This is a genomic window from Streptomyces chiangmaiensis, assembly GCF_036281785.1.
Classification (GTDB): domain Bacteria; phylum Actinomycetota; class Actinomycetes; order Streptomycetales; family Streptomycetaceae; genus Streptomyces; species Streptomyces chiangmaiensis.
Map to the genome: position 1 here is coordinate 1 of NZ_JAYWVC010000259.1, position 9715 is coordinate 9715.

Below are 9715 nucleotides of genomic sequence, written 5' to 3' on the forward strand. Positions count from 1 at the left end.
ACAAGTGTATTGATGCCGCAACCAACCACCGATACGGCGGCAGTCGCAGACAGCAAACCGAGGACGGAACCGTCAAGCATCAAGTGAGGTCAACGCGTCAAGCATCAAGCGAAGTAGGACAGGAATTGATCATCTAGTGCGGTGGGAGTTTCCCTACTTCATCAAGGCACCCGGCTGCGCTCCGCTCCGCCGGGCGCGCTCCCGGCTCCGCGCCGGGCGCCGCTCCTGCCTCCGGCCCGCTCCGCCCGCGCTGCGCCGACGCGCGCCCACACGTGGATAGGGCTAGAGGCCATGAGTCGATCACCGCATAGAGCGGCCAACGGTCAAGACGATGCCTCCGGCGGGGGATCGGCAGGCACCGGGAGGGGGCGCCGTCGCCGACTGCGGGTCCGTGGGGGGCGTGCGCGGGGAGCCGGGGTGAGTGGTGGGTCAGAAAGGTCTGATCCCTCACGCTCGTGCCGGCCGCCGACTCGACCAGACGCCATTCGCCAGCAACGCCAAGCCAACGAGGACCATCAGACACCCGGAAAGGCCTGCAATCAGCCCTATAGATGTCTCCCCGTCCGGATCGCCAACGCCGCCTGGGGTCGGCTCGGTGCTGAGCCAGTTCACCACTGCCCACGCCTGGGTCACAACCAGAGCACCCAAGGCCACGAGCAGGGGACCCATGGCAAGATCGTAAAGACGAACAGGCCTGCCTTTCCGTGCGAGCGCCCAAACGACTCCACCGATTAGGGAGAACGGGATCGTGAGGAGCTGACCTGCCAGCAATCCCATCAGCATAGCGAGACGCATGTGGTCGAGTCCTTCGCCCCGCGGGTCGAAGATCAGGGCTCCTGGGCCCCCTGTAAGAAGGCCGATCGCCACCGCGCGGATCAACGTCACGTCGGACAGGATGCCGTAGGGGACGCCGTGCTGGGGCTACAGGCTGGAATCCGACTGCACAGCTGAGACCCCGGCGTAGCCGCACCCCAGGTCAGCCGGATGGAGGTTCGTAGAGAACCCAGGTTTCCCAAGCTCAGGCGGCACCGTGGGAGGACAGCACCGCCTTTACGAAGTCGGCCGACGGCAAGTAGTCATGGAAGTGGCAGGCCTCAGTGCCCGACTGACACCGCTCATCGCGGCGTCACCGCACCTTCATCGCGTGTCCAGGGAAGCGCCGCACCCTGTGCAACCTTTCACAGCCGTCGCATGTCTGGTCTACCGAGTCGGCAGACTCAACGGGTCTTTCGGGTCCGCCGAGAGATGACGTACCGCGGGCCCCTTCCTGCTTGGGGGACACATGCGTATTTGCTCCACTGTGGCAGCCGTGACCGGCGCCCTGGCCCTTGCGGCCCTTGCCGTTCCTGCCGCACAGGCCGACCAGGTAACGAACAACCTGGACAGGCCGAGCGTCATCAAACGCTTCTCAGCGACCGCGGATTCGTCCACCCTCAGCGCAACCGCTGTACCGACGATCACTAATGTCACTGTGAACGGCGGTAAGGACATCGTCCTGGGCACCACATACGCAAAAACGATCACTGTTTCGCTGACCGCCTCCCACGAGTCCGGCATCCAGGACGCGATCATCTTTCTGTGGCACGGCACCGATGCCGCCCATAGCGACGGCAGCCTGCCCCCGAACAAATACGGGGCCACCTGGGCCACTTGCACGGCGTCCAGCGCCACCACCTCGACCTGCAAGCTGACCATCACGATCGACCCACAGCGCGACCTCTACAAGAACTCCCTGGCCGGCACCTGGCACGTCGGCGCCTTCGCGCTGGCCGGTGACAGCAGCCACTACTACAACGAGTACTACGGCACGCACCGTGTGCAGCGCTACTCCAAGCTGACGGTCAACGCCTCGCCGGAGCCGGTGGTGAAGGGCAAGTCGATCACGGTCACGGGCAAGCTGACGCGCGCCAACTGGGAGACCCACGACTACCGCGGCTACACCAACCAGCCGGTCAAGCTGCAGTTCCGCAAAGCGGGTACCACCACCTACTCCACGATCAAGACGGTCTACACCGACAGCTACGGCAACCTGAAGACCACGGTCACCGCCTCCGCCGACGGCTACTGGCGCTGGAACTTCGCCGGCTCCAGCACCACTCCATCGGTCACGGCCACTGGCGACTACGTCGACGTCCAGTAGTCACCTTCCGTCACTCCGGAAAGCGGCGGTCGACCACGCACCAGGCGCACTCCAGCCCGGCCGCAGCGGCCGCCGCAACATCGCCCGCCTGCACGGCAGCGTGCCCGCCGATGCCGTTATGGGCCGCTGCCCCGGGGTTCCCGTGGGGCTCGTCGTGCTCGGCGCGGTGCTTCAGATCCGGGCTGGAGTGTTCGCCAGGGCTCGTCATGCTGGCGACGGAGATTGAGCAGCGCCTTTACTCTCTGGCCAGGACGACCGTCAAGTGAGCCACCGATGTGTGACACCAGCGTCTGACACCAACAACCGCGAACACGGTCGGATTCCGGCGTACCTCAGCGGCCGACGTCGAGCCGCTTTCCCAGCGAAATGCAGGGTCCGGATGGCGCCGTGTTCGACCCTGATAAAGATGAGGCCACACGTTCAAACCCTGGTGCCGCCATGGGCCCTCAACCTCGCGGAAGAGGGCCCATGATCTGACGCGCCCCTTTTACTCCGCCGACCTCGAACCTCAGGACGTTGGCATTGCCAGGTGGGGTAGCGCCAGTCGGTAGGCGACTTGGGCCGTCTCGGCATCGAGGAAGCCTTTGATGCCCAGGAGGCGATGAGCCAGTGTGAGGCTGCGGGATGCGCCTGGGCCATCGGAACTCGAGTCGTGAAGGACCTGCCAGAGGCCCGCCAGCATCGCGGCGAACACGGACACCGGACCATCTACGGGTCCTTCTCGCCGAGCCCAGCGTTCGGCAATCAGGCCACCTACCCGGGGGATGTCCTCGATGCCGCGCCAAAGGGCGTCGGGGGCGGCGTACGCCACAGCGCCGACGTGAGAGTGAATGAGGGCCCCGCTGCACAGGAGACACGGTTCAACGGTCGTGTAGAGACGATGGTCCTCGTAGCGGCGACCAGTGGGAAGCTGGGCCAGGACATTGATCTCGGCGTGAGCGATCGCGGTGCCGGCCAACTGGCCCTTGGGACCAGTGGATTCCTGGCTGCGGTTACGCCCCATTGCCACGATGCGCCCGTCAGCATCCACCAGGACGGCGCCGATGGGACGACTGCCAGCCTGCAAGGCCTCCCACGCCAGATCGAAGGGCAGGTGCCAAACGTCAGGGAGAGCAGTCGCCGCCGCGTGTGTCCGCATACGCCGATGGTGGGGGTACAGCGCGCTGTGTGACCAGAGCCGAGCCGCCGAAACCATCGACCGCACCCGTCAGGGTGTCGACCTGAGCGAACCTCAACATCGTGCCCCATGCGTGCCCGATCGGGCGGGGAACAGCGCGGAACCATGGTGTCGAGCAAGCACCGCGCAGCCGAACGACTCTTGACCATTTTACCTGGTCAGGAGTCGTTTCGCCTTGCGGTGGGTGTGGGATTTGAACCCACGGTGACTCGCGCCACGACGTTTTCAAGGCTGTCCGCCGGTGCCGGTCAGCGGCTCAGGCCGTGCTTGTGGAGCGCGGCCGACGCCCGGAAGCGGATGCGCCCACACTGCTCACGATCTTCTTCCGCGGTCTGTCGCCCCCGCGCAGCCGGGTAGTAGAAGCGAGGGGGACTGTGGTCGGCGGCACGTCGGGTGCATGATGGTCCGATGACTCCTTGGCTGGGCACCCGGAGCACATGGTTGCTGGTACTGCTCTTGTGGGCGATCGGACTGACAGCCGCCCTGATCGGAATTGCGTTCGACCGAGCCTTCCTTGAGCACCCCCCTCTGAGACCCTTCGCTTCTAACCTCCCTATGACAGTAGGCGGCACTTTCTGCGTCGCCGTCGCCAGCGTCGGGGGTTGCGTCGTAGACGACGGCAGCAGGACCGATGAGGTGGAGCCGGATGCCGTACAGCAGCGAAGTACAGCACCCGGTACGACCGCAGTCGGCCATTCCTGCGTGTACGCGGCTGGCTGGCCAGCCCAGCAAACCTCAGCGACCGTCGCGCCCGTAGTGCGCATCGAGAGGTTCATCGCGTCCGCTGCGTGCCCGTTCCGAGGGGACGCAGCGGGGAGCCACGGTGAACAACGGCCCAGTCTGTCCCAGGTCCGAGTCTCCGCAGGTCGACCAGAGGTCACATGCGCCGTCTTCCAAACTGGTGCTCCAGGATCCGAGCGCGGCGGCGCTTGACTGGGTCATTGAAACTCCAGGCCAAAGTCGTTCCGCCGACCTTGCGTCGTCCGTACAAGTGAGGGCGTAGCAGTAGACGCTTCCGGCTAGACGGATACATGCCGGTGCCAAGCTGCCTGTATGAATCACCGGCGGCTGGCAGGACGGAGCAACCCTTGATCCACAAGTCTTGCACGTGGCTCACCGTGTCCGATTTGAGGCGATATTATCTCGACCGGGTCAATCCACGTCGAGATCTCCCAACAAGGCGCGACGCCACGACAGTCCAGCCAGCGCGCAGGGGCACCAGGAAAAGGTGTCCCCTGCTTGGCCGTGTCCTGTTACCGACGCCATGTGAGGAGCCTGCCGACATCCACGGCTGACACCAACAGCGATGGACAGCCGCGTATCTCGATGGTTCGGCCCGTGTCGGCGATGGTCCGGCCGGGCCGCGCCAAAGACGTTCGCCGCAACCTTGCGGATGCGCTCCTGGCTGGACGGCATCCGGCACAAGAACTCACTCCGAGGGCTTGTCAACTTGTTCGCGAGCCTTGCGCGCGCCCCGCACCCCCCGCACCCCCCAGACCAGGCTGACGACCGCACAACTGGCACAAGGGAGGCTCCAGATCGAGTTGGCTGACCAGCCCCTCGACAGCCAAGCCAGGCACACTATGCCCCAGAGCGCTGCCTGCTGGAAGTGATACGACGGGCTCGGACACCACAGCGGCCTAGCCTCTTCCCCACCCATATCAACCCCCTGTGTCGACTCTCACGTATCTACCCCGATGCGACTCAAGTCATTGGGCCGGCCGTCTCAGTTTCCGTCTCATTCAGCCGCGTTCACCATCGTTCAGAAGGGTTCCGAAGCAGAGGCTGTCTCAATGCGGGGTTCAGCAACGTCAAGTCGGTGGTGAACAACGCGTCAACGTGCTTGCTCCTGTGGGACGGCAGAGAAACCTACCCTCTGAACTGGACCGACATCAGGCCGGGAGAAGCCCACGACTCCGTCCCCTTCAGCATCCATATGGCAGCCACTGAGGTGGCCGGTTTGCACTGCTGATGCAGTGCTCGATACGCCGGGGGCTGGGCTGCGGTCGGGGCCGCGCGAATGTCCAGTGCCCAGTACCCACCGACCTCCGTGGCGCCCCCTTTCGGCTGCAGCCCGACTCCACACATCTCGGTACAGCTCAGGTCACGCGGATGCCGAGGGGCTGGGCCAGGAGACCCCGACCGCCCCGGGGCTTGGCCGACTCAACCCGCGAAGTTGCACGCGACATGCACAATCCGCAGGTCGCACGCACAGCGGGTGACGAACCGGTCGCGTGGACCTCGAAGTCCGTCCTGCGACGCATGCGAGCCAGGAAGGCGCTGAAGGCCTCACGATCGCCGATGTGATCGTCGGGTGCCAGGGGACCCGAACCGATGGTGACCGGGCGTGCGGGGGAAAACGTTGTCGGCTGGGGGGATGACCTGTGGAGCGGCTCATCCTTTGGGTTGAGGTGGAAGTTCGTCGGGAGTGCGGACGGTGCCTGCGGGGGGTGGCTCAAGACTGGACAGGTGTCCTGACCAGGGCATCTTCCCTTCTTGAGCAGCATTGACTTCGAGCGGAGCGCGGTCGCGTGGCTACATTCCTTTACAGACTGGGCAGATTCGCCTTCCGGCACCGGTTCGGTGTGGCGGTGGCGTGGCTGGTGCTCCTGGTTGGGGCCGGTGTCGCGGCGTCGACGGCAGCCCCTGCCGTTCCGAGTTCGTTTGCGTTGCCGGGGACGGAGGCGCAGCGGGCGGTGGATGTGTTGAAGGAACGCTTTCCCGGTATGGACGTCGAGAGTGCGTCGGCCCGGGTGGTGTTTCGGGCGCCGGCCGGACATCGGGTGACCGAGCCGGCGAACCGGGGGCGGATCGAGGCGACGGTTGCTGCGTTGAAGGAGAGTTCTGCGCAAGTGGCTTCCGTTGTCGACCCGTTCACCGCGGGCACTGTCAGCAAGGACCGCTCGACCGCGTACGCGCCGGTCGCCTACAAGGTCAGGGCGGTGGCGCTGAGTGAGCAGACCAAGACGTCCCTGGTGCACACAGTGGAAAAGGCCCGTGGCGGCGGGCTGTCCGTGGAGGTGGGCGGCAGCGCCGTGCAGGCGGGGGACGCGGGCTCAGGCATGGAGGTGGTGGGCATGGCGATCGCCGCGGTGGTCCTCGTGATCACCTTCCGGTCGCTGGTGGCTGCAGGCCTGCCCCTGGTCACCGCGCTGCTGGGCGTGGGCATCGGCGTCTCCGTGATCGGCGCCCTGGCCAACCCCCTCGATCTGGGCGATACGACCTCCACCCTGGCGTTGATGCTCGGCTTGGCGGTCGGTGTCGACTACGCGATGTTCATCGTCACCCGCTACCGGACCGAACTGGCCGAAGGCCGTGAGCGGGAGGAGGCGGCCGGCCGGGCCGTCGCCACGGCCGGTTCGGCGGTCGTCTTCGCCGGTCTCACAGTGGTGATCGCGTTGGCGGGCCTGTCGGTGGTGGGCCTGCCGGTACTGACGAAGATGGGCCTGGCCGCGGCCGGAACGGTCGCCCTGGCCGTGGTGGTCGCCCTGACGTTGCTGCCGGCGCTGCTGGCCATGGCGGGCAAGCGGATCGTGGGGCGGCGCGCCCGCAAGAGGCCGGTGACCAGAGCGTTTGCGAAGCCGACCGTGGGGGCCCGCTGGGCGCGTTTCGTCCTGCGGCGGCCGCTCGTGGTGATGGCTGTGTCGGTCATCGGGTTGGGCGCGCTGTCCATACCGGCCGCCTCCTTGAAGCTTGGTATGCCCGATGAGGGGGCCATGGCGGTGGGCACCACGCAACGTAAGGCCTACGACATGCTGTCGGACGGGTTCGGCCCGGGCGCCAACGGCCCGCTGACGGTTGTGATCGATGCGAAGGGCAGCAGGGACGCCACACGCGCCGCCCAGAAGGTCACCTCGACGGTGAGGGAACTGAAGGGGGTCGCCGCGGTCGGCCCTGCCGCCTTCAACGCGGCGTACGACACCGCGGTCGTCACCGTGGTGCCGAGCACCAAACCCGGCAGCGTGCAGACGGAGAACCTGGTGCGCACCATCCGCGCCTCGAGTGCCGACCTGCAGCACGTCACGGGTGCCCGCACCATGGTGACGGGACTGACCGGCATGAAGGTCGACTTCTCCAAGAAGATCAACGGCGCGCTGCTGCCGTATCTGGGCATCACGGTCGGCCTGGCGTTCGTGCTGCTGGTGCTGGTGTTCCGGTCCGTGCTCGTCCCGCTCAAGGCCGCGGTGGGTTTCCTGCTGCCCATCGGGGCGGCGCTGGGCTCGCTCGTCGCGGTCTTCCAGTGGGGATGGCTGGCCGACATCCTCGGCGTCTACCAGAAGGGACCGATCACGAGCACCATGCCGATCCTCATGGTCGGCATCGTCTTCGGACTCGCCATGGACTATGAGGTGTTCCTCGTCACGCGGATGCGCGAGGCATACACGGCAGGGCAGACACCGCATGAGGCGATCGTCACGGGCTTCCGTCATGGGGGACGCGTCGTGAGCGCGGCGGCGGTCATCATGACGGCCGTCTTCGGCAGCTTCATCGCCTCCGGCGACCAGTCGATCAAGATGGTCGGCCTCGGGCTCGCGGTCGCCGTCCTCCTGGACGCCTTCGTCGTCCGCATGGCGATCGTGCCGGCCATCCTGGCCCTCCTCGGCCAGGCGGCCTGGTGGCTGCCGAAGTGGCTGCGCACACTCCTGCCGGACATCGACGTCGAGGGACAGAGACTGCACCCCACCAGCGGCACCCTCACCCCGGCCGCGCATGCCCGGCAGGAGGATGCCGGAGGCGACCGGGTGCGCCTTTGATCCCCGATGTGACGGGCCCGGCCCCCCCCTCCGCGGGGCCGGGCCCGTCGGCGCATGATCTTGTCCTCATCGCCGTTGCCGGTGACATGGGTCGCAGCGTCCTCGGGCAGCTTGGCAGGGGAGGTGCCAGAACGCCCTTGGCGCCTGCCCTGGGGCATCAAGAGGCGTCCGCACTGCTCATGTGGGAATCGCATCAGCCGAGTCTCGTCCGGACACGGTGATCGACCTGCACGGGGGCGCAGCACAGCTCTGGCGACTTCGTCACGGTCTGCAATGAACCCGGCGTGCGGCGGTCTATGGCGGTTGCGAGCACCAGCGCGGACAATGCCGCCGCTGAGGGGACTGAGCTCAATGCTGAGGTGGGGGAGGCGTCGAAGCGCCAAGTATCGACCCTCAGTCGGTGCGCGCCGCCTACCAGCAGACTGGCGGAGTCCAGTTGCGGTCTGGATTTTTGCATCGTCTGTCCTTGCCATCAAAAGAATACGAGCATATGCTCGTACTCGGCTCGGGGTGCGATGCACCTGTCGAGCACTCCCTGGCGGTGAAGGCGGCGGACCGGCACACCCGAGGCGTTCAACAGATTCGGGGGCGGCCCGCGTGGTGACACCAGGGGCGCCAACCGAATCAGATTCCGATTACATATGTCCTCTGCTGTATGCATTTGGGAAGGTATGCGATGGATGGTATTGCTGACATGGGAGGAACCCCTGGATGGGGGTCCATGCATCCGCCAAGACGCGATGAACCTGTTTTCGAGCAGCCCTGGGAAGGCCGGGCATTCGCCCTGGCGATCTTCTCCAACCGGGCGTCCGGGGGAAACGTGGACTCCTTCCGGCACGCTCTGGAGCGCCTGGACCGAGCCGCCTACCTGGACGACGGCTACTACGGGCGCTGGCTCAACGCCGGTGAGCTGAGGCTCCTCGACAGCGCGATCCTGGCGCCGGGTGCGATCGACGCCCGCGCCCGCAACCTGCGCGGCGAACACGTGGAGGAGCCGCCGATCCCGGAACCTGCCCGGCCCGACTACGCGCCGACCGCCGAGGGGTCGCTGCGCTCCCTCGACACCGCGCCGGTCTTCGCTGTCGGTGAGCGTGTACGAGCCAAGAACGTGTCAGTACCCGGGCACACCCGGCTGCCGCGCTATGTGCGGGGTCATACCGGCATCGTGGAGCTCATCCAACCCGCCCACGTGCTGCCGGACACCAACGCCCACTTCCTGGGCGAGAACCCGCAGTACGTCTACTCGGTGCGGTTCGACTCACACGAACTGTGGGGCACCGACGCCGCCCCCTTCGCCCTCACCGTGGAAATGTACGAGAGCTACTTGGAGACCACCTCATGACCGCCACCCATGTCGACTCGGACGAGACCATTCCCGCAGCTCTGCGCACCGAGGCGCTCGAGCAGTTGCTCACCGAGCGGGGTCTGATCGACCCGAAAGTGATCGACGGGCTCATCACCACCTACGAGACCAACGTGGGCCCGCTCAACGGCGCCAAGGTCGTCGCCAGGGCCTGGACAGACCCCGAATACCGTCGCCGGCTGCTTGAGGACGGCACGGCCGCCATCAAGGAGCTGGGCTTCGGAGGGTTTCAGGGCGAGCACATCGTCGTCGTGGAGAACACCGCGACCACCCACAATGTC

Annotated in this window: 7 protein-coding genes; 4 read left to right on the forward strand and 3 right to left on the reverse strand. The window is 66.2% G+C overall.

Annotated features, from left to right (window positions below; translation table 11 throughout):
• Positions 1 to 447: 447 nt before the first annotated feature.
• Positions 448 to 885: a hypothetical protein gene (locus VXC91_RS38835; RefSeq protein ID WP_329512064.1), complete on the reverse strand. Its 438-nt coding sequence runs from the start codon at positions 883 to 885 to the stop codon at positions 448 to 450.
• A gap of 397 nt (positions 886 to 1282) precedes the next feature.
• On the opposite strand from VXC91_RS38835, the gene VXC91_RS38840 reads away from it, so the two are divergent.
• Positions 1283 to 2140 (forward strand): DUF5707 domain-containing protein, encoded by an 858-nt coding sequence (locus VXC91_RS38840; RefSeq protein ID WP_329512065.1) that lies wholly within the window; start codon positions 1283 to 1285, stop codon positions 2138 to 2140.
• Between the two features lie 10 nt (positions 2141 to 2150).
• Here the strand turns inward: VXC91_RS38840 and VXC91_RS38845 are convergent, their stop codons facing one another.
• Complete coding sequence (locus tag VXC91_RS38845; protein ID WP_329512066.1) at positions 2151 to 2348, reverse strand: hypothetical protein; 198 nt, start codon at positions 2346 to 2348, stop codon at positions 2151 to 2153.
• Positions 2349 to 2648: 300 nt separating this feature from the next.
• A complete protein-coding gene (locus VXC91_RS38850; protein ID WP_329512067.1) occupies positions 2649 to 3278 on the reverse strand; it encodes a nucleoside deaminase in 630 nt (209 codons plus the stop codon).
• 2570 nt (positions 3279 to 5848) lie between these two features.
• Between VXC91_RS38850 and VXC91_RS38855 the strand changes: the two genes are divergently transcribed.
• The 3 genes from VXC91_RS38855 to VXC91_RS38865 all read left to right on the forward strand — a co-directional run.
• Positions 5849 to 8071, forward strand: a complete 2223-nt coding sequence (locus VXC91_RS38855) for an MMPL family transporter (RefSeq protein WP_329512068.1) — start codon at positions 5849 to 5851, stop codon at positions 8069 to 8071.
• A 676-nt stretch (positions 8072 to 8747) separates the two neighbouring features.
• Positions 8748 to 9413, forward strand: a complete 666-nt coding sequence (gene nthB, locus VXC91_RS38860) for a nitrile hydratase subunit beta (protein ID WP_329512069.1) — start codon at positions 8748 to 8750, stop codon at positions 9411 to 9413.
• Positions 9410 to 9715, forward strand: a 306-nt coding sequence (locus VXC91_RS38865; RefSeq protein WP_329512070.1) for a nitrile hydratase subunit alpha, incomplete at its 3' end; no start/stop codon positions are given. The genes nthB and VXC91_RS38865, both read left to right, overlap by 4 nt.